General features: G+C 43.0%; 21 protein-coding genes and 1 riboswitch. Of the genes, 14 read left to right on the top strand and 7 right to left on the bottom strand.

All coding sequences use genetic code 11. The annotated features are described in order from the left end of the window. Nucleotides 1-119: 119 nt before the first annotated feature. From tapA to tasA, 3 genes are all read left to right on the top strand, one after another. Nucleotides 120-881, top strand: coding sequence for an amyloid fiber anchoring/assembly protein TapA (gene tapA / locus NSQ12_RS12645; RefSeq protein ID WP_003230180.1), 762 nt, complete (start codon nt 120-122; stop codon nt 879-881). Next, nucleotides 865-1,437, top strand: a complete 573-nt coding sequence (locus NSQ12_RS12640; protein ID WP_003230181.1) for a signal peptidase I — start codon at nt 865-867, stop codon at nt 1,435-1,437. The genes tapA and NSQ12_RS12640 overlap by 17 nt, the downstream gene beginning before the upstream one ends. Before the next feature lie 63 nt (nt 1,438-1,500). After that, complete coding sequence (gene tasA / locus NSQ12_RS12635) at nt 1,501-2,286, top strand: biofilm matrix protein TasA (RefSeq protein WP_015714250.1); 786 nt, start codon at nt 1,501-1,503, stop codon at nt 2,284-2,286. A gap of 92 nt (nt 2,287-2,378) precedes the next feature. Here the strand turns inward: tasA and sinR are convergent, their stop codons facing one another. From sinR to NSQ12_RS12615, 4 genes are all read right to left on the bottom strand, one after another. Further along, the gene (sinR, locus tag NSQ12_RS12630; RefSeq protein ID WP_003226345.1) at nt 2,379-2,714 is read right to left on the bottom strand and encodes a transcriptional regulator SinR; all 336 of its coding nucleotides are present in this window, start codon (nt 2,712-2,714) and stop codon (nt 2,379-2,381) included. Nucleotides 2,715-2,747: 33 nt separating this feature from the next. Continuing rightward, on the bottom strand, nt 2,748-2,921 hold the full coding sequence (locus NSQ12_RS12625; protein WP_003230187.1) for an anti-repressor SinI family protein: 174 nt from the start codon (nt 2,919-2,921) through the stop codon (nt 2,748-2,750). 182 nt (nt 2,922-3,103) lie between these two features. Next, complete coding sequence (locus NSQ12_RS12620; protein ID WP_003230200.1) at nt 3,104-3,898, bottom strand: YqhG family protein; 795 nt, start codon at nt 3,896-3,898, stop codon at nt 3,104-3,106. A gap of 20 nt (nt 3,899-3,918) precedes the next feature. After that, a complete protein-coding gene (locus NSQ12_RS12615; protein ID WP_213379486.1) occupies nt 3,919-5,592 on the bottom strand; it encodes an SNF2-related protein in 1,674 nt (557 codons plus the stop codon). Between the two features lie 168 nt (nt 5,593-5,760). Continuing rightward, nucleotides 5,761-5,862, top strand: a riboswitch (glycine riboswitch). Nucleotides 5,863-6,033: 171 nt separating this feature from the next. Here NSQ12_RS12615 and gcvT point away from each other — a divergent pair. The 3 genes from gcvT to gcvPB are packed head-to-tail and all read left to right on the top strand — an operon-like array spanning nt 6,034 to nt 9,957. Further along, the gene (gene gcvT / locus NSQ12_RS12610) at nt 6,034-7,122 is read left to right on the top strand and encodes a glycine cleavage system aminomethyltransferase GcvT (protein WP_213379484.1); all 1,089 of its coding nucleotides are present in this window, start codon (nt 6,034-6,036) and stop codon (nt 7,120-7,122) included. Nucleotides 7,123-7,151: 29 nt separating this feature from the next. Further along, on the top strand, nt 7,152-8,498 hold the full coding sequence (gene gcvPA, locus NSQ12_RS12605; protein ID WP_029317920.1) for an aminomethyl-transferring glycine dehydrogenase subunit GcvPA: 1,347 nt from the start codon (nt 7,152-7,154) through the stop codon (nt 8,496-8,498). Then, complete coding sequence (gcvPB, locus tag NSQ12_RS12600; RefSeq protein WP_339174847.1) at nt 8,491-9,957, top strand: aminomethyl-transferring glycine dehydrogenase subunit GcvPB; 1,467 nt, start codon at nt 8,491-8,493, stop codon at nt 9,955-9,957. Before gcvPA ends, gcvPB begins: the two co-directional genes overlap by 8 nt. A 34-nt stretch (nt 9,958-9,991) precedes the next feature. Here the strand turns inward: gcvPB and NSQ12_RS12595 are convergent, their stop codons facing one another. Beyond that, nucleotides 9,992-10,372, bottom strand: coding sequence for a rhodanese-like domain-containing protein (locus tag NSQ12_RS12595; RefSeq protein ID WP_004398485.1), 381 nt, complete (start codon nt 10,370-10,372; stop codon nt 9,992-9,994). 190 nt (nt 10,373-10,562) lie between these two features. On the opposite strand from NSQ12_RS12595, the gene lipM reads away from it, so the two are divergent. The 3 genes from lipM to NSQ12_RS12580 all read left to right on the top strand — a co-directional run bounded on the left by lipM (nt 10,563) and on the right by NSQ12_RS12580 (nt 12,928). Next, entirely contained in the window at nt 10,563-11,399 is an 837-nt protein-coding gene (gene lipM / locus NSQ12_RS12590) for an octanoyltransferase LipM (RefSeq protein ID WP_014664579.1), read from the top strand. A gap of 99 nt (nt 11,400-11,498) precedes the next feature. Beyond that, a complete protein-coding gene (gene mntR / locus NSQ12_RS12585; protein ID WP_003236923.1) occupies nt 11,499-11,927 on the top strand; it encodes a transcriptional regulator MntR in 429 nt (142 codons plus the stop codon). Nucleotides 11,928-12,052: 125 nt separating this feature from the next. Next, nucleotides 12,053-12,928, top strand: a complete 876-nt coding sequence (locus NSQ12_RS12580) for a patatin-like phospholipase family protein (protein WP_080529533.1) — start codon at nt 12,053-12,055, stop codon at nt 12,926-12,928. On the opposite strand, the gene NSQ12_RS12575 is transcribed toward NSQ12_RS12580, so the two are convergent. Together NSQ12_RS12575 and NSQ12_RS12570 are read right to left on the bottom strand one after the other, a co-directional pair. After that, the gene (locus NSQ12_RS12575; RefSeq protein ID WP_003226367.1) at nt 12,925-13,320 is read right to left on the bottom strand and encodes an SA1362 family protein; all 396 of its coding nucleotides are present in this window, start codon (nt 13,318-13,320) and stop codon (nt 12,925-12,927) included. The genes NSQ12_RS12580 and NSQ12_RS12575 overlap by 4 nt on opposite strands. A 39-nt stretch (nt 13,321-13,359) precedes the next feature. Continuing rightward, nucleotides 13,360-14,316 (bottom strand): DUF1385 domain-containing protein, encoded by a 957-nt coding sequence (locus NSQ12_RS12570; protein WP_048655107.1) that lies wholly within the window; start codon nt 14,314-14,316, stop codon nt 13,360-13,362. A 226-nt stretch (nt 14,317-14,542) separates the two neighbouring features. On the opposite strand from NSQ12_RS12570, the gene NSQ12_RS12565 reads away from it, so the two are divergent. The 5 genes from NSQ12_RS12565 to NSQ12_RS12545 all read left to right on the top strand — a co-directional run bounded on the left by NSQ12_RS12565 (nt 14,543) and on the right by NSQ12_RS12545 (nt 17,678). After that, nucleotides 14,543-15,079, top strand: coding sequence for a YqhR family membrane protein (locus NSQ12_RS12565; RefSeq protein ID WP_003230222.1), 537 nt, complete (start codon nt 14,543-14,545; stop codon nt 15,077-15,079). Nucleotides 15,080-15,165: 86 nt separating this feature from the next. Next, nucleotides 15,166-15,612 (top strand): type II 3-dehydroquinate dehydratase, encoded by a 447-nt coding sequence (gene aroQ / locus NSQ12_RS12560; protein WP_003230223.1) that lies wholly within the window; start codon nt 15,166-15,168, stop codon nt 15,610-15,612. After that, nucleotides 15,609-16,670, top strand: a complete 1,062-nt coding sequence (papA, locus tag NSQ12_RS12555) for an aminopeptidase PapA (protein ID WP_015251726.1) — start codon at nt 15,609-15,611, stop codon at nt 16,668-16,670. The genes aroQ and papA overlap by 4 nt, the downstream gene beginning before the upstream one ends. A gap of 24 nt (nt 16,671-16,694) precedes the next feature. Beyond that, nucleotides 16,695-17,252, top strand: coding sequence for an elongation factor P (gene efp, locus NSQ12_RS12550; RefSeq protein WP_003226377.1), 558 nt, complete (start codon nt 16,695-16,697; stop codon nt 17,250-17,252). Between the two features lie 144 nt (nt 17,253-17,396). Continuing rightward, nucleotides 17,397-17,678, top strand: coding sequence for a YqhV family protein (locus tag NSQ12_RS12545; protein ID WP_106073560.1), 282 nt, complete (start codon nt 17,397-17,399; stop codon nt 17,676-17,678). Nucleotides 17,679-17,698: the final 20 nt, after the last annotated feature.

Genomic DNA, 17,698 nt, shown 5'->3' with positions numbered 1-17,698 from the left:
ACGAAATGAGCGATTTCGGTGTTTTTAAATCTATAAATCGTTGATTATACTCTATTTGTGAAGTTCTTTAAAGAGAACGATTGTCATATCAAGTTACAGTGTTTTACAGGAGGTAAGATATGTTTCGATTGTTTCACAATCAGCAAAAGGCGAAGACGAAACTGAAAGTTCTGCTTATCTTTCAGCTTTCAGTCATTTTCAGTCTGACTGCCGCAATATGCTTACAATTTTCCGATGATACAAGCGCTGCTTTTCATGATATTGAAACATTTGATGTCTCACTTCAAACGTGTAAAGACTTTCAGCATACAGATAAAAACTGCCATTATGATAAACGCTGGGATCAAAGTGATTTGCACATATCAGATCAAACGGATACGAAAGGCACTGTATGCTCACCTTTCGCCTTATTTGCTGTGCTCGAAAATACAGGTGAGAAACTTAAGAAATCAAAGTGGAAGTGGGAGCTTCATAAGCTTGAAAATGCCCGCAAACCGTTAAAGGATGGGAACGTGATCGAAAAAGGATTTGTCACCAATCAAATTGGCGATTCACTTTATAAAATTGAGACGAAGAAAAAAATGAAACCCGGCATTTATGCATTTAAAGTATATAAACCGGCAGGCTACCCGGCAAACGGCAGTACATTTGAGTGGTCGGAGCCTATGACGCTTGCAAAATGCGATGAAAAACCGACAGTCCCTAAAAAAGAAACAAAGTCGGACGTCAAAAAGGAGAATGAAACAACACAAAAGGATATACAGGAAAAAACAATGAAAGAAGAAACATCTCAAGAAGCTGTAACCAAAGAAAATGAAACTCAATCAGACCAGAAGGAAAGCGGGGAAGAGGATGAAAAAAGCAATGAAGCTGATCAGTAATATTTTATACGTGATCATCTTTACTCTTATTATTGTGCTGACACTTGTCGTGATTTCAACACGTTCATCCGGGGGAGAGCCGGCGGTGTTTGGGTATACGCTGAAATCAGTTCTGTCAGGTTCGATGGAGCCGGAGTTCAATACAGGTTCCTTAATATTGGTAAAAGAAATCGCTGATGTGAAAGAGCTTCAAAAAGGTGACGTTATTACATTTATGCAGGATGCAAATACGGCTGTCACCCACAGAATTGTTGACATAACAAAGCAAGGAGACCATTTGTTATTTAAAACAAAAGGTGATAATAATGCAGCAGCTGATTCAGCGCCTGTATCGGACGAAAATGTTCGCGCACAATACACAGGTTTTCAGCTTCCATATGCAGGCTATATGCTTCATTTTGCCAGCCAGCCGATTGGAACGGCTGTATTATTGATTGTTCCCGGCGTGATGCTGTTAGTGTACGCTTTTGTGACGATCAGCAGCGCCATTAGAGAAATTGAAAGAAAGACAAAAGCCTTGGAAACAGATACAAAGGACAGCACCATGTCTACTTAACTTCAGTTGTAAACCTGGCAACAGGTTTCGATATAAAATCATTCAATAAAAGGGGAGTTTACCATGGGTATGAAAAAGAAATTGAGTTTAGGAGTTGCTTCTGCAGCACTAGGATTAGCTTTAGTTGGAGGAGGAACATGGGCAGCATTTAACGACATTAAATCAAAGGATGCTACTTTTGCATCAGGTACGCTTGATTTATCTGCTAAAGAGAATTCAGCGAGTGTGAACTTATCAAATCTAAAGCCGGGAGATAAGTTGACAAAGGATTTCCAATTTGAAAATAACGGATCACTTGCGATCAAAGAAGTTTTAATGGCGCTTAATTATGGAGATTTTAAAGCAAACGGCGGCAGCAATACATCTCCAGAAGATTTCCTCAGCCAGTTTGAAGTGACATTGTTGACAGTTGGAAAAGAGGGCGGCAATGGTTACCCGAAAAACATTATTTTAGATGATGCGAACCTTAAAGACTTGTATTTGATGTCTGCTAAAAATGATGCAGCGGCTGCTGAAAAAATCAAAAAACAAATTGACCCTAAATTCTTACATGCAAGCGGTAAAGTCAATGTAGCAACAATTGACGGTAAAACCGCTCCTGAATATGATGGTGTTCCAAAAACACCAACTGACTTCGATCAGGTTCAAATGGAAATCCAATTCAGAGATGATAAAACAAAAGATGAAAACGGGCTTATGGTTCAAAATAAATATCAAGGCAACTCCATTAAGCTTCAATTCTCGTTCGAAGCTACACAGTGGAACGGCTTGACAATCAAAAAGGACCATACTGATAAAGACGGTTATGTGAAAGAAAATGAAAAAGCGCACAGCGAGGATAAAAATTAATAACAGCCATAAAAAGAGACGGCCCAGTATTCATATACTGGGCCGTCTCGATGGTTATTGACAAAAGAGGAGTTAGTGCCTCTGCTCAGGCACTACTCCTCTTTTTGGGATTTTCTCCATTTTTGATAATCTAAAAATTCACGAAATTGTTTTTTCGATACCCCGGATGTCATCGCATCGCGAACCAATTTCTCCCATTCACTATCTAATTGACCATCGTATTCGGTTTCATGTTTCTCATCGAGCAAAGTATGAACCGAGACGTCCAGAACAGCGGAGACTTTTTCGAGAAATTGAATGGAGGGGTTCGTTTGTAGATTTCGTTCTATTGAGCTTAAATAAGACTTCGCTACCCCAGCTTTTTCAGCTAGTTCTGATAGTGAGTAGCCTTTTTCTTTACGGTATTGTTTAATACGCTGGCCAATCAATGTCATCACCTTCCTTGTGATATTATAGCACATTCAGAAAGGATTTACGGTATGACTTCTGGCTGCCGGACCAGGATGAGCAGACTTTTTGTTTAAAAGTAAATATTTTCGTATTTCTTCCGGGCTGATATTTGCCTCTTTGGCTTCCACCATTAATTCAACCCATTCTTGATCCAATTCAAAGTGCTCTTGTTTTGCATTCTTCATGCAGTTTCTCCTCCTAAAATACTTGTTTATGTATTTCAGCCAGTCCGGCCATGACTTATTGTATGCTTCATTAGTCTCTGGAAGTCATTTGCCATTGAATCACCAGAATTTTTTTCCAATATACCTTTATTATAATCGTATTTTCTCAAAAAAAACGAGAATGATGTCGAATGGTAAAAAAGTTAGCTTGAAATATTATTTTGCAGATAAAACAATCCGCCATTTTCAATTTCAACTGATATCTTTGGTTGATACAAGGTTTTCAGCGCCTGTTTTTCTAGATGGTATTCTTCTGGTTTTTCTTCTATATGCTCGTAAAACTTATCAAGCAATGTCATATCATTCTTCCACCTGTTAACCGCCTGTTCCGCCCAGTCGGACGGCTCCTGCATAGCGGATTTGGAAATATAGTTTTCCATACGCTTAAGTCCGCTTTCTGGTTTGATCATAGGTGAAATGGTGAAGCAATAGTCACATATTTGAGACGTCAGTGAAAACTGGGTCAGCTTGCTTTGAAAATCTTCAATTATCGTTCCAGAGACTAGGTGAAGACCTAGTGACAATAACTTATCCTTTTTCATGTCGGACTGGTATGAAATCGTGACATTTATACCAAGCCAAGGCTGAAGTGGGACTTTAGCTCCGGCTGATTCAATTTTCTCATACATTCTGGTAAATCTCCCATTTTGTTTAACAGCTTTAAATATTTGAAAAAGACGCGGGGCCCCAAAATATATAAATTCACCATCTAGGTCTTTTGGCGCATTTTCTTTATCTGTAATAAAAGTGATTTTCATTGGATTCGGATCACCGCCTGTCTTCTCGCGCCAATGCCAGTAGAAAGGGCGGTTCATGATTTGTTTGTCCATTTCAACTGTAAGCTGCACTGTCATATAGCCTAAGCCTTGATCGACGATTTGGCAGCTGTTTGCTTGAAAAAAACGCAGCAGAAAATCGTGAACCTCTTGCTGTCTCACTAATAAAACCTCCTTACAGGCTAAGATCCTCTTTTTTCAGCAGGCAGCTGTTTTTTATAAGACAAAAATGAGGTTAAGTTATCCATTTTTATTTTCATTTCTTCTTCTGTTGCTGAGTGATACAAAATGTCATGAAGGTGCTCTTCAAAATTGTTCACTTGAATTTTCGTTAAAATATCATCAAGTTCACCGACCACTTTTTCAAACAAATGAATTTTTTCATATAAAAGCTTTAGAATATGCTCTTCCACCGTATGTTTTGTCGCCATGTTATAAATATGCACGTCACGCTCCTGCCCGAGTCTGTGAATTCTTCCGATTCTTTGCTCAAGCCGCATCGGGTTCCATGGCAGGTCATAGTTGATCATGTGATTGCAAAATTGTAGGTTAATTCCCTCACCGCCTGCTTCAGTTGCAATAAGGACTTGGATTTTTCCGCGGAAAAGATCCTTCATCCAGTCTTTTTTTCCACGTTTAAATCCGCCTCTAAACGGCACAGAACTGATGCCGTTTTGCTGAAGAAACCACTGCAGATAAATCTGGGTTGCACGGTATTCTGTAAAAATGATGACCTTATCGTCGATCTTTTTGATCAAGTCAACAACTTGAAGCGCTTTAGAGTTTTGTGTCACTTGATTGATGCGATCTATCAAAACTGAAATCGTATCCTCATCAATGGCAGGTGCTTGTTTCTCTTTTTGATCAAGCATCTTTTTCAGCGTCATATATACCGCTTCTCTGCTCGAACAGCATTCTCTTTGCAAGGTCATAATCGAGAACATGCTGGCTGGTTTATTGATACTGTCCTTCAAGCGAGAAATTTCATCATAAAGCGCCTGCTCTGATGGAGAAAATTGAATCGGCACTGTTTCAACATGGCGCTGTTTCCAATTCAGCCCTGTATCATGCCGCCTGTTACGGATCATGACTTTATTCACAAGATCTTTTAAATGTTCATGCGCTTCTAAACTGGATTTCTTCTTGGCGAACTCCTCCTGAAAGTGATTCTGACTGCCTAAATGGCCGGGTTTTAATAAGGACACCAAATTGAAAATCTCTTCGATACGGTTCTGGATTGGCGTCGCGGTAAGAAGCAGGCAATATTTTTTTACGAGATTCCGGACAAATTCATAGTTCTTCGTTTTGCTATTTTTCAGTTTGTGTGCCTCATCAATAATGACAAGATCATATGGGATAGACAGAACGATTTCTCGATGGGGCGAGCGCTTCGCGGTGTCTAGTGATGAGACGACAATATCGCATTGCTCCCACACATAGCTTTTCTTTTGTTCAACAGCCGGAATCAAAAATTTTTCCTGAAGCTCTTTGACCCATTGTGACACAAGGGAAGCGGGCACAAGGATCAAAATTTTTTTTGCTAACCCGCGAATCATATATTCTTTTAGAATCAGTCCAGCTTCAACCGTTTTTCCGAGACCAACCTCATCTGCTAAAATCGCTTTCCCGTTCATTTTTTCAACCACTTTTTGCGCCACTTCAAGCTGGTGGGGGAGCGGCGTAAAGGAAGGCAGATATAAAGGAGCCCGTAAGCCTTCAAACTCTGGAATTGCTAATGTTTTCTGGATTTCTGCAGAGAGCTTGTACAGTTCCCAGTTTGCCCAAGGGCCATCGTTTTTCAGTCTTTCAGCAAATTCTTCAGGCCATTTTGCATCGTAGATCATTTCTGTATTCATTGCTTTGAAACCGCCTTTCTTATTCTTCGATTCTTAAGATGAATAATATAAGAAAAATCTGCCCAAATTGCTGTTGCCCAGCATATAGTGATGATGGTAGGATATGAGTATGTATTTGATGTAAGATATTGCTATAGTATGTCCATAACAGCATGAAAATATGAGCGAATGACAGCAAGGGGAGAGACCTGACCGAAAACCTCGGGATACAGGCGCCGAAGGAGCAAACTGCGGAGTGAATCTCTCAGGCAAAAGAACTCTTGCTCGACGCAACTCTGGAGAGTGTTTGTGCGGATGCGCAAACCACCAAAGGGGACGTCTTTGCGTATGCAAAGTAAACTTTCAGGTGCCAGGACAGAGAACCTTCATTTTACATGAGGTGTTTCTCTGTCCTTTTTTGTATATTTTTTAGCTGCGCCGTTGATAAAGGGGAGGAATTAGATGCTGAAAAGAACGCCGTTATTTGACCTGTATAAGGAATATGGGGGAAAAACGATTGATTTCGGAGGCTGGGAGCTTCCTGTTCAATTTTCTTCTATAAAAAAAGAACACGAGGCTGTCCGAACTGCAGCCGGTTTGTTTGATGTATCTCATATGGGAGAAGTCGAAGTGTCAGGGAACGACAGTCTGTCTTTTTTGCAAAGATTGATGACAAATGATGTTTCCGCGTTAACGCCAGGCCGTGCTCAATATACAGCGATGTGTTACCCGGATGGCGGAACCGTCGATGATTTGCTTATCTATCAAAAAGGAGAGAACCGCTATCTGCTTGTCATTAATGCTTCTAATATAGATAAAGACTTGGCTTGGATGAAAGAACATGCAGCAGGTGATGTGCAGATTGACAATCAGTCAGATCAAATCGCGCTCTTGGCTGTACAGGGACCGAAAGCAGAAGCGATCGTAAAAAATCTGACAGATGCGGATGTGTCTGCATTAAAGCCGTTTGCGTTTATTGATGAAGCCGATATCAGCGGCCGCAAAGCACTTATTTCACGCACTGGCTATACGGGAGAAGACGGGTATGAAATTTACTGCCGCAGTGATGATGCTATGCATATTTGGAAAAAAATCATCGATGCAGGGGATGCATACGGATTGATTCCATGCGGTCTCGGTGCACGTGATACACTCCGGTTTGAAGCGAAGCTCCCGCTCTACGGTCAGGAGCTGACCCGGGATATTACACCGATTGAAGCAGGTATAGGCTTTGCTGTAAAGCACAAAAAGGAGTCTGACTTTTTCGGTAAGTCAGTATTGAGTGAACAAAAAGAAAACGGAGCGAAGCACAAACTTGTCGGTCTCGAAATGATTGAAAAAGGGATACCGCGGCACGGATATGAGGTTTTCCATAATGGCAAGTCTGTCGGAAAGGTGACAACCGGCACGCAGTCACCGACATTAGGAAAAAACGTCGGCCTTGCCTTAATTGATTCGGAAACGAGTGAGATCGGGACTGTTGTAGATGTAGAGATACGCAAAAAATTAGTGAAAGCAAAGGTTGTCAAAACACCATTTTATAAACGCTAATATTTTTTCTTGGAGAGAGGAGACAACACATGAAGCACCGTTATTTGCCCGCAACAGAAAAGGATAAACAGGAGATGCTTGCTACTATCGGCGTAAGCAGCATCGATGATTTATTTGCTGATATACCGGAAAACGTCAAATATAAAAAAGAGTATCAAATCAAAAAAGCGAAATCAGAGACAGAATTAACAAGAGAACTGACAAAGCTGGCCTCTAAAAATCGTGATACCGTACAATACGCTTCTTTCTTAGGAGCGGGTGTATATGACCACTATCAGCCTGTCATTGTGGATCATGTCATTTCGCGCTCTGAGTTTTATACCGCATATACGCCTTATCAGCCAGAGATTTCACAAGGAGAGCTCCAGGCTATTTTTGAATTCCAAACGATGATCTGTGAACTGACAGGCATGGATATCGCCAACTCCTCGATGTATGACGGCGGAACAGCCTTGGCAGAAGCAGCAATGCTTGCTTCAGGCCACACGAAAAAGAAAAAAATTGTTGTGTCAAAAACCGTGCATCCTGAATCGCGAGAGGTGCTGAAAACGTACGCAAAAGGTCAGTATATTGATGTTGTTGAAGTACCCGCTGCGGATGGCGTTACGGATCTTGATGCATTGCGTCAAACCGTTTGCGAGAACACAGCCGCAGTGATCGTTCAATACCCGAATTTTTTCGGCCGGATCGAGCCGCTAAAGGATATTGAGCCTATCGCTCATCAAGGGAAATCCATGTTTATTGTTTCAGCCAACCCGCTGGCGCTTGGTCTTCTCACTCCGCCGGGCAAGTTTCAGTCTGATATCGTCGTCGGTGATGCGCAGCCTTTCGGCATTCCTTCAGCATACGGCGGCCCGCATTGCGGCTTTTTTGCCGTTACTAAAAAATTAATGAGAAAGGTGCCGGGCCGTCTCGTCGGACAAACGGAAGACGAAAACGGAAAAAGAGGCTTTGTGCTTACCCTGCAAGCCAGGGAGCAGCATATCCGCCGGGATAAAGCAACATCAAATATATGCTCGAACCAAGCTTTAAATGCGCTGGCAGCATCAGTGGCCATGACTGCTCTCGGAAAAAACGGCGTAAAAGATATAGCCCGCCAAAATCTCTTAAAAGCCAACTATGCAAAGCAAGAAGCAAAAAAAGCAGGCCTTACCGTTATGTTTGATGGGCCGATGTTTAATGAATTTGTCATCAAACTGGATGAGCCGGTGAGAGCTGTGAACAAGCGTTTGCTGGCAAAAGGCATGATTGGCGGATATGATCTTGGGTTGACGTATCCGGAGCTGGACTGCCATATGCTGATTGCTGTAACGGAGCTGAGAACAAAAGAAGAAATTGACGCACTCATTCAGGAATTGGGGGATCGCCATGAGTAATCAGGACCAGGCACTTATTTTTGAACTTTCAAGAGAAGGCCGAATCGGCTACAGTCAGCCGGAGCTCGATGTACCGGAAATCGAATTGGAGGACCTCTTGTCAGACACCTATATTCGTGACGAAGACGCAGCGCTGCCGGAGGTTTCAGAGCTGGACATCATGCGCCATTATACAGCGCTGTCCAAACGCAATCACGGGGTGGATTCCGGTTTTTATCCTCTCGGTTCTTGCACGATGAAATACAATCCGAAAATCAATGAAAAAATCGCGCGTATACCTGGTTTTGCTGCGATTCATCCCCTTCAGGATGAAGACACGGTGCAAGGCGCATTAGAGCTTTTATATGATTTAAGCAAGCACCTTGAAGAAATAACGGGAATGGATGAGGTTACGCTTCAGCCTGCTGCCGGAGCGCACGGCGAATGGACGGGGCTGATGATGATCCGTGCCTATCATGAAGCTCGCGGGGATTTCAAGCGGACGAAGGTCATTGTCCCTGATTCCGCGCATGGGACGAATCCTGCATCAGCGACAGTAGCAGGCTTTGAAACCGTTACGGTGAAATCGAATGAAAAAGGGCTTGTTGATTTAGAGGATTTAAAAAGAGCAGTGAATGAAGAAACTGCAGCGCTTATGCTGACGAATCCGAACACGCTCGGCTTGTTTGAGGAGCAGATTACAGAGATGGCGGAAATTGTACACCAAGCGGGGGGGAAACTGTATTATGACGGCGCTAATTTAAATGCCGTTTTAAGCAAGGCGAGACCTGGAGATATGGGATTTGACGTGGTGCATCTCAACCTGCATAAAACATTCACAGGCCCTCATGGCGGCGGAGGCCCGGGCTCAGGCCCTGTCGGCGTAAAACAAGATCTGATTCCTTATTTGCCAAAGCCAGTTTTAGTCAAAAAAGAAGGGCGCTTTACGTTTGATTATGACCGCCCTCATGCGATCGGCCGTGTGAAGCCGTATTACGGCAACTTTGGCATTAATGTGAGAGCGTATACGTATATTCGCTCCATGGGGCCTGACGGATTAAAGGCTGTTACTGAGAACGCAGTGTTAAACGCCAACTATATGATGAGAAAGCTCGCGCCTTATTACGATCTTCCGTTTGACCGCCATTGCAAGCATGAATTTGTATTATCAGGGAAGCGGCAGAAAAAGCTGGGAGTGCGTACGCTTGATATTGCAAAACGGCTGCTTGATTTCGGCTATCATCCGCCGACGATTTATTTCCCGCTTAATGTTGAAGAATGCATCATGATCGAGCCGACAGAGACCGAATCAAAGGAAACACTGGACGCGTTTATTGATGCTATGATTCAAATCGCAAAAGAAGCGGAGGAGAATCCGGAACTTGTTCAGGAGGCCCCGCATACAACGATTGTAAAAAGAATGGATGAAACAAAAGCGGCGAGACACCCGGTGCTCAGATACGAGGCGGAAGAAAGATAAATAAAAACAGCTGTCTACCAGACAGCTGTTTGCTTTATTTCTTCGCTTTAATCTTTCCGCCCCATTTTTTAAAGCCGCCTTTTAGGTTGTAAATCTCAGTGCAGCCGTTTTTGCGCAGGGTTTGTGCCGCGCGTCCGCTGCGGACACTGTTTTGGCAGTACAGGTAAACAGGCTTGTCCGTACGGATCTCATTTTTTCTCTGTTTCAGCTGGGAAAGCGGGATGTTGCGGGCGCCTAAAATATGTCCGCCCTCAAACTCATTTGGCTCACGAACATCAATAAGCTGCGCTTTGCGGTAACCCGCGCGGAATTCTTCTTCGGTAAGTGTTTTCATAATTCGCTGCTGATAGACATATGAAGCAATCATATAGATGATAAACGCAGCAAAAATAATCAAAACGATCATATTAGACAATGTGATTCTACTCCTTTAGCATATAAAATCAAAACCCTGCTTCATAAAACAAGGTCATAGAGCCGTTTTCGACAAATACTATTATAGTAAAGCACAGCGTGATTGTCATCTATAATGGAACTAAAATATTTTTCATTTTCCCGACAGTTTGATAAACTGATTCTATTAAAACGGTAAGGAAGGTCTTAAAATGCAAAAAGAAACTTGGCGGTTTATAGACTCAGGCAATGCAAGTCCTGCATTCAATATGGCGCTTGATGAAGCGCTTTTATATTGGCACAGCGAAAAGAAAATCCCCCCGGTTATCCGTTTTTACGGCTGGAATCCGGCGACACTTTCTGTAGGGTATTTTCAAAATATTAAAAAGGAAATCAATTTTGAAGCAGTACATAAATATAATCTCGGATTCGTCAGACGCCCGACCGGCGGGAGAGGTGTGCTGCACGATCAGGAACTGACATACAGCGTAATTGTTTCGGAAGAGCACCCCGAGATGCCGGCGACTGTTACTGAGGCTTACCGGGTTATTTCAGAAGGCATACTTCAAGGCTTTAGAAATCTCGGTCTGGACGCTTACTTTGCCATCCCGAGAACTGAAAAAGAAAAAGAAAGCTTAAAAAATCCGCGGTCATCTGTTTGTTTTGACGCGCCTTCGTGGTATGAACTAGTGGTTGAGGGGCGCAAGGTGGCGGGAAGCGCGCAAACGAGACAAAAAGGTGTGATTCTTCAGCATGGCTCCATTCTTCTTGATTTAGATGAGGACAAGCTGTTCGATCTGTTCTTATATCCAAGTGAAAGAGTAAGAGAGCGGATGCAGCGCAATTTCAAAAACAAAGCGGTTGCCATTAATGAACTCACCGAAAAGCGGGTGACGATGGATGAGGCTCGTAAAGCCTTTAAAGAAGGATTTGAAACAGGTCTTAACATTCATTTGGAGCCATATGAACTTTCTCAGGAAGAGCTTGATTTTGTTCATCACTTGGCTGAAACAAAGTACGCTTCAGATGAATGGAATTATAAGCGGTAAACAGGGCTTTTGACCCGCGGAGCATCCTTGTTTTTTCAAGTTCATTAGTGTAAACTTGTAATGGTTTATAAAGTTAAGGTGCTTTTTGGGAGGGTTTCGATGACAACACCAAGTATGGAAGATTATATTGAACAGATTTATATGCTGATTGAAGAAAAAGGATATGCACGAGTTTCCGATATCGCGGAAGCATTGGCAGTCCATCCCTCCTCTGTAACAAAAATGGTTCAAAAACTAGATAAAGACGAATATTTAATTTATGAAAAATATCGCGGTCTCGTGTTAACGTCTAAAGGGAAAAAAATAGGCAAACGGCTGGTATACAGACATGAATTGCTTGAGCAGTTTTTAAGAATCATTGGTGTTGATGAAGAGAAAATATATAACGATGTCGAAGGAATCGAACATCATTTAAGCTGGAACAGTATTGATCGCATCGGGGATCTTGTACAATATTTTGAAGAAGATGATGCCCGTAAAAAAGATCTGAAATCAATCCAAAAGAAAACAGAACATCATAATCAGTAAAAAGGCGGTCTCGAAGGAGGCCGTCTTTTTTGATACGCTGACGCCACCCGTCATTCGTTGGTCTATTTCTTCGCGTGTTTTCTTAAAATGGTAATAAACGATCGGATGGAGGGGGAGGGAATGAGATGTATATTGACGGTGTGTTTTCCGGCGGAGGAGTAAAAGGCATTGCGCTCGCAGGCGCTTATGAAGTGCTTGAGGAAAAAGGCTTCCGCTTTAAAAGAGTTGCGGGTACAAGCGCCGGCGCCATTATTGCCGCTTTCATTGCGTCAGGTTACACCAGTAAGGAAATCCACGCTTTAATTGAAGAAGTGGACGGAGAGAAATTGCTGGATCAGAGGTACTCATTTCTCCCCTTAAAGATGCTCCAGTGGGTGTCCATCTACTGGCGTCTTGGCTTATACAAAGGCGATACGATAGAAGAATGGATTGCTGATCTGTTAAGAGCGAAAGGCATAAGGGTTTTCGGCGATTTGCAGAAAGGGTCTCTGCGCCTTATTGCTTCTGATCTGACAAACGGCACCATGATTGTTTTGCCGGACGATTTGGCCCGTTACGGGTTAAATCCCGATATGTTCCCGGTTGCCAGAGCGGTCAGAATGAGCTGCAGCATTCCGTATTTTTTTGAACCGATAAAATTAAAAACGGACACAGGCACCGCCACGGTTGTCGACGGAGGTGTGTTAAGCAATTTCCCCATCTGGCTGTTTTCAAAGGAAAGAAAGCGCCCTGTGATCGGTGTGACGCTTGCGCCGCGTGAAAGAGAGCGTCCGAAAAAAAATATCCGCAACGCTTTTGAACTGTTCGGCGCCCTGTTTGAAACGATGAAGGATGCCCATGACGCAAGGCACATTGCGTCACGCTATGAACAAAATATCATTTTTCTCCCGGTTGATGGCGTAATGGCAACTGATTTTCATTTAACACAACAAAAAAAACTAGCCCTGATTGAGCTAGGTAAAAGACGGACAGAGCTGTTTTTAAAGCAGTGGACCTATTAAAAAAGCGCTCTGTTTTTCTTTTTATTTTTTTTCCCTTCTATAACAGTCAGCTGAGTCTGGCTTTTTTTCTTGAGAATCATCGGCTTAGGCTTGCTGGCGCTCGGAACGCTTCGCAGGTGGCTGACACGTCCCTTATGTCCGGCGCGGTGTTTTGCTTTTTGTTCTTTCATCCGGCGCCGCGATTGTTTCGCCGCTTTTTTGAAGGCTGCTCCTTCGCTGCCCGCATTTCGATTCATTACATATTTCACAATAAAATAAATAATGATACCTGCCACGATGACGGTTACCGCCATTTTTGCCATTTCACCGGGATTGGTTACCAGCACATAGAGGAAACCGAACGCTCCCAGCGCAATTAATACAGCAATAATAGGTTGTACACGATGATTCATAACTGTCCACCTCCGAAAGTAATAGCAGGGCAACGGATTTTAGATGACGTTGTGAGAAGGCTTCTGATTTTGCTCAGACAATGCTTCGAGTCTGAGAAGTTCGTTAAAGCTTTCGATGGCAACTTCAACCTGATCATCCTTAGGTTCCTTTGTGGTTAACAGCTGAAGCCAAAGACCCGGGTACCCAAGTAATTTCAGACCGGGAATGTCACGCACTTTGTTTGTCAGCTGCAGAACTTCAAAGGATATACCAAGCACGACCGGTATCAGTGCGACACGATCTATTACACGCAGCCAAAGCGGATCTGTCGGAACAAGTAAATAAACAAACATGCCGACAATAATCGTAAATAAAATAAAGCTTGATCCGCAGCGGTAATGAAGCCGAGATTGGTTTTGGACATTCTCCACAGTAATTGGCAAATTCTGTTCATAACAGTTTATGACTTTATGTTCGGCTCCATGATATTGAAACACTCTTTTAATGAGCGGTGTCATGGACAAAAAATAGATGTAACCGAGCAGCAAAATCAACTTAAACAGGCTTTCAACCGCGATTTGCGCTGTGTCCGAGGAAAAAATCGGCCTTGTCAGTTCAGCTAAGAAAACTGGAACCAATGTAAATACGAATTTACTGAACAAAAATGATAGGACGCCTATAACTGCGAGGCTGAGATACATAGACAGCCCGGAGGATTTTTTTTCTTCCTGCTCAAGTGTCTCGTCTTCAGATGGATCGAGCCCGTAACGTTCGCTTGAAAAATTCAGATGCTTTGTGCCGTTTGCACTCGCTTCGATAATGGCCGCGATCCCCCGTAAAAACGGTATCTTTTTCACGATGTTCAGTTTCGGGTTGTGTTTGCGTGGAAGCTTAAAAAAGTCAATGCTTCCATCCGTTCTTTTGATGGCTGTAACGTAATGATGCTTTCCGCCAAACATAACGCCTTCCACAACAGCCTGCCCACCGTAAGCGGGCGGAACTTTATGTTTTGACATATTATCAACCTGCCTATTTCTTTAGGATTGCTAACCATTTCCTTTCACTCTATTGTACAGGAAACAGCACTAAACCTCTAGATTGACAGGCTGAAAAAATTGCCATAGCCTTGCTTTTTCTACATGCATTATACCCGTTATTTTCAAATTTTACTCGCAGCTTCCAAAAAGTGTGAGCTTTTTTATTGACATTTCATTTTTTGGGCACACTTTAACTGGAGGTGCCATGATGACAAGCGAAAAAGATACAGAACAAAATGAAGAATTGAATGAGAAGCAAAAGCCGCCTGTTTCAATGGCCGGCAGGGTGGCGGCAACAGGTTTTTGCGGAGGCGTACTTTGGAGTTTCGTTGCTTATATCGCATACTTGTTTCATTTTTCCGAAATCAGCCCGAATATGATATTGCAGCCATTTGTGCTCGGAGAGTGGAAAAAACATGGGCTGGGAACGGTAATCAGCATCATTTTGATTGGAGTAATTTCAATTGGCGCAGCATTTCTTTATTTTCTTCTATTGAAACGTTTAAAAACAATGTGGCCGGGTATTTTATACGGCTTGGTGCTTTGGCTGCTCGTGTTTTTTGTTTTTAATCCGATTTTTCCAGATGTGCGCACGGTGACAGAACTGACATCGGATACAATTATTACGACCATTTGCATTTATTTGCTTTACGGGCTGTTTGTCGGGTATTCCATTTCATTTGAATACAATGAGCTGAATTCGGAAAAGCTTGCACGTGCGCTGGGAATGCATAGAGAATAGTGTATAATCCTTTTCCAGTATGATAAAATGTTCACGAGAAGTGAACATTTTTTACATGAGAAACCCTCGCAAAAAGGAGAGATTATGTGCCTCATTTTTTGATTTTGAACGGACCGAATGTTAACCGGCTTGGGAGTCGTGAGCCTGAAGTATTCGGCCGCCAGACACTGACCGATATTGAAACAGATCTTTTTCAGTTTGCTGAAGCCTTACATATCCAGCTCACTTTCTTCCAGTCTAATCACGAAGGTGATTTGATAGATGCGATACATGAGGCTGAGGAGCAATACAGCGGGATTGTTCTGAACCCCGGCGCCCTGAGTCATTACAGCTATGCGATCAGGGATGCTGTTTCAAGCATCAGTCTTCCTGTGGTAGAGGTGCATTTATCAAACTTATACGCCAGGGAAGAATTCAGGCATCAGTCGGTTATCGCTCCTGTTGCGAAAGGGCAGATTGTCGGTCTTGGAGCTGAAGGCTACAAGCTTGCTGTTCGCTACTTATTAAGCCAGCAAGGGGGAGAATCAAGATGAAGCTAGAGAAATTAAGAAACCTGTTTGGACAGCTGGGAATTGACGGCATGCTGATTACAAGCAGCACGAATGTACGCTATATGACAGGGTTTACAGGTTCGGCGGGTTTGGCTGTTATATCGGGTGACAAAGCAGCGTTTATTACGGATTTTCGTTATACTGAGCAGGCGAAGGTTCAGGTAAAGGGTTTTGAGATCATTGAACATGGCGGCAGCTTGATTCAGACCACTGCCGACACTGTTGAATCGTTTGGCATCAAGCGTCTCGGCTTTGAACAGAACAGCATGACATATGGCACTTACGCTTCATACAGCGCCGTTATCAGTGATGCCGAATTAGTGCCTGTGGCTGAATCCGTGGAAAAGTTGCGCTTGATTAAGTCTAGTGAAGAGATTAAGATATTAGAGGAAGCTGCGAAGATTGCAGATGATGCCTTCAGACATATCTTGACGTTTATGAAACCCGGCATTTCTGAAATCGCTGTTGCCAATGAGCTGGAGTTTTATATGAGAAGCCAGGGAGCAGACAGCTCTTCTTTTGATATGATTGTCGCCTCAGGCCTTCGTTCAAGCCTTCCGCACGGTGTGGCCAGTGACAAACTGATTGAAAGCGGAGACCTTGTTACGCTTGATTTTGGCGCTTATTATAAAGGATATTGTTCTGATATTACCCGGACGGTCGCTGTAGGTCAGCCCAGTGATCAATTGAAGGAGATCTATCAGGTTGTATTTGATGCTCAGGCGCTTGGCGTCGCACATATTAAGCCGGGAATGACAGGAAAAGAGGCTGACGCCCTCACAAGGGATCATATTGCTGCAAAAGGCTACGGTGACTATTTCGGCCATTCAACCGGGCACGGGCTCGGCATGGAAGTTCATGAATCGCCGGGATTATCCGTCAGATCTTCAGCTATCCTTGAACCGGGTATGGTGGTCACAGTGGAGCCGGGCATTTACATACCAGAAACAGGCGGTGTCCGCATTGAAGATGACATCGTGATTACAGAAAACGGCAACCGGACAATCACCCATTCCCCAAAAGAACTTATTATTTTGTGATTGGAATATAGGAGGACATTAAACATGATTTCAGTTAACGATTTCCGTACAGGATTAACAATTGAAGTAGATGGCGGCATTTGGCGCGTCGTTGACTTCCAGCACGTAAAACCTGGAAAAGGTGCGGCATTTGTCCGCTCTAAACTCCGCAACCTTCGCACTGGCGCGATTCAGGAAAAAACATTCCGCGCTGGTGAAAAAGTAGCTAAAGCGCAAATCGAAACCAAAACAATGCAATATCTATATGCAAACGGAGATCAGCACGTATTTATGGATACTTCTTCTTATGAGCAGCTTGAACTGAGCGCAACTCAAATCGAAGAAGAATTAAAATACCTGCTAGAAAACATGTCTGTGCATATCATGATGTACCAGGATGAAACACTTGGTATCGAACTTCCAAACACAGTTGAGCTGAAAGTTGTTGAAACTGAACCTGGTATTAAAGGTGATACAGCGTCAGGCGGTACAAAACCTGCGAAAACTGAAACCGGGCTTGTTGTAAACGTGCCGTTCTTTGTGAATGAAGGCGACACACTTGTTGTCAATACATCAGACGGTTCTTACGTTTCAAGAGCATAGAAAGAAAAAAAGAAGTCTGTTCCCAAATGGGAGCAGGCTTTTTTTGTGCCCAAAAACAGAATCTTTCTTTTATACGAAAATGACAAGACTACTTCAGCAAGCTAGAGCATATCATATAAAAAAATGGGAGGTTGGGAGAGTGCTATGAAATTTTTACTTGGAAATATCAATTCTACTGTTTTAACAATGGCGGGATTACGAGTTTTATCCTCTATGATTGAGCTGACGGCAGCAATTGTCATGCTTGTAACCAACGATGTCCGGAAGGCGGTTGTGGTTAACGGCATTCTCGCTATTGTCGGTCCGTTGATTTTTATCATTACGATGACTGTCGGAATCTACCAAATTGCCGGGCAGCTTTCGTATGCAAAGCTGATTCTGATTTTTACGGGTGTTGTTTTGATTTTGGCGGGTGTTCATAAATAAAGAGAGGCTTGTCATAAAGT

This window comes from Bacillus sp. PS95, from assembly GCF_037963565.1.
In the GTDB taxonomy this organism is placed as follows: Bacteria; Bacillota; Bacilli; order Bacillales; family Bacillaceae; genus Bacillus; species Bacillus subtilis.
The sequence above is the reverse complement of the archived record's forward strand: the minus strand, read 5'-3'. Positions and strand labels throughout refer to the sequence as shown.

Coding starts and splice junctions, on each gene's coding strand:
- tapA (WP_003230180.1), top strand. CDS start 120: ATGTTTCGATTGTTTCACAATCAGCAAAAGGCGAAGACGAAACTGAAA.
- NSQ12_RS12640 (WP_003230181.1), top strand. CDS start 865: ATGAAGCTGATCAGTAATATTTTATACGTGATCATCTTTACTCTTATT.
- tasA (WP_015714250.1), top strand. CDS start 1,501: ATGGGTATGAAAAAGAAATTGAGTTTAGGAGTTGCTTCTGCAGCACTA.
- NSQ12_RS12625 (WP_003230187.1), bottom strand. CDS start 2,921: ATGAAGAATGCAAAACAAGAGCACTTTGAATTGGATCAAGAATGGGTT.
- NSQ12_RS12615 (WP_213379486.1), bottom strand. CDS start 5,592: ATGAATACAGAAATGATCTACGATGCAAAATGGCCTGAAGAATTTGCT.
- gcvT (WP_213379484.1), top strand. CDS start 6,034: ATGCTGAAAAGAACGCCGTTATTTGACCTGTATAAGGAATATGGGGGA.
- gcvPA (WP_029317920.1), top strand. CDS start 7,152: ATGAAGCACCGTTATTTGCCCGCAACAGAAAAGGATAAACAGGAGATG.
- gcvPB (WP_339174847.1), top strand. CDS start 8,491: ATGAGTAATCAGGACCAGGCACTTATTTTTGAACTTTCAAGAGAAGGC.
- lipM (WP_014664579.1), top strand. CDS start 10,563: ATGCAAAAAGAAACTTGGCGGTTTATAGACTCAGGCAATGCAAGTCCT.
- mntR (WP_003236923.1), top strand. CDS start 11,499: ATGACAACACCAAGTATGGAAGATTATATTGAACAGATTTATATGCTG.
- NSQ12_RS12580 (WP_080529533.1), top strand. CDS start 12,053: ATGTATATTGACGGTGTGTTTTCCGGCGGAGGAGTAAAAGGCATTGCG.
- NSQ12_RS12575 (WP_003226367.1), bottom strand. CDS start 13,320: ATGAATCATCGTGTACAACCTATTATTGCTGTATTAATTGCGCTGGGA.
- NSQ12_RS12570 (WP_048655107.1), bottom strand. CDS start 14,316: ATGTCAAAACATAAAGTTCCGCCCGCTTACGGTGGGCAGGCTGTTGTG.
- NSQ12_RS12565 (WP_003230222.1), top strand. CDS start 14,543: ATGATGACAAGCGAAAAAGATACAGAACAAAATGAAGAATTGAATGAG.
- papA (WP_015251726.1), top strand. CDS start 15,609: ATGAAGCTAGAGAAATTAAGAAACCTGTTTGGACAGCTGGGAATTGAC.
- efp (WP_003226377.1), top strand. CDS start 16,695: ATGATTTCAGTTAACGATTTCCGTACAGGATTAACAATTGAAGTAGAT.
- NSQ12_RS12545 (WP_106073560.1), top strand. CDS start 17,397: ATGAAATTTTTACTTGGAAATATCAATTCTACTGTTTTAACAATGGCG.